The sequence below is a fragment of the Alcanivorax sp. HI0044 genome, from assembly GCF_001634945.1.
In genome coordinates this window covers 1-967 of sequence record NZ_LWEZ01000425.1, presented here as the reverse complement: position 1 = coordinate 967, position 967 = coordinate 1, and the positions used below count along the sequence as shown (strand labels likewise).

The following is a 967-nucleotide window of genomic DNA, read 5'->3' as shown; positions in this document are numbered from 1 at the left end:
CCCTTTATCGCCATACAATTAATCATGCTGGGCATTCTGGCGTTGTTCCCGGAACTCGCCACCTGGCTGCCGCATACGCTCTACGGATAACAACATGACAGACCATACTGACGACGCACCCCAGCCGATTGGGACCCTTGCCATCCAAACCATCGCCATGCCGCAGAGCGCCAACTGGAATGGCGATATTTTCGGCGGCTGGCTGGTCTCACAGATGGATCTGGCCGGTGCCGTCACCGCCCGCAAAAAAGCCCGGGGCCGCGTGGCCACCGTGGCCATCGACTCCATGGCCTTCCTGCGCCCGGTGCCCGTGGGCGCCGTGGTGAGCTGCTACACCCGGCTGCAGGACATCGGCCGCAGCTCCATGCAGATTCTGGTGGAAGTGTGGGTACGCGAAGACACCGGCACCCTGTCGAAAGTGACCGAAGGGCATTTCACCTTCGTGGCCATCGATGACACCGGGCGGACCCGGGCGGTGCCCAGGGACTGACTGCACACCTCAAACTGCAAGGCGCAGGCTACGAAGCTACTGTAGGAGCACCACTCGAGGTGCGAACCGCGTGCAAACGCGGAAATCGCCCACAGGGCGATCAGGGATTGCAGCGCTCGACAGATCGATCCAGGAACGGCGACAGAAACATGAGCCTCGTCGCGTTCGCACCTCGAGTGGTGCTCCTACAGCGGCTCTGATCAAGCTTTCTTGGCAAGCTCACTACGCACATTCATATACGACTGCTCTGCCACGGCCATGGTCTGCATGGACTCGTCGCGGAAACGGCGGTAGGAGTTGTACACCTTGCGGGCATCCTTGTTGCCCGCCACCAGCGCTTCGATGACCTCATCGCTGGCGTCTTTCAGGGCCTTGAGCACATCGTCAGGCAGGCGACGCAGTTTTACCCCGTGCTTGTTCACCAGCTCATCGAGCGCCGCATTGTTGCGGGCGGTGTACTCGTCAAGCATGTCCTGG

General features: G+C 61.0%; 1 protein-coding gene and 1 pseudogene. One reads left to right on the top strand and one right to left on the bottom strand.

Annotated features, from left to right (window positions below):
• The first annotated feature begins 94 nt into the window (after nt 1-94).
• Nucleotides 95-490: an acyl-CoA thioesterase gene (locus A3730_RS05150; protein ID WP_063519537.1), complete on the top strand. Its 396-nt coding sequence runs from the start codon at nt 95-97 to the stop codon at nt 488-490.
• Nucleotides 491-690: 200 nt separating this feature from the next.
• Here the strand turns inward: A3730_RS05150 and A3730_RS31090 are convergent.
• Nucleotides 691-967 (bottom strand): annotated as a pseudogene (locus tag A3730_RS31090) (ABC transporter substrate-binding protein); the annotation flags it as partial.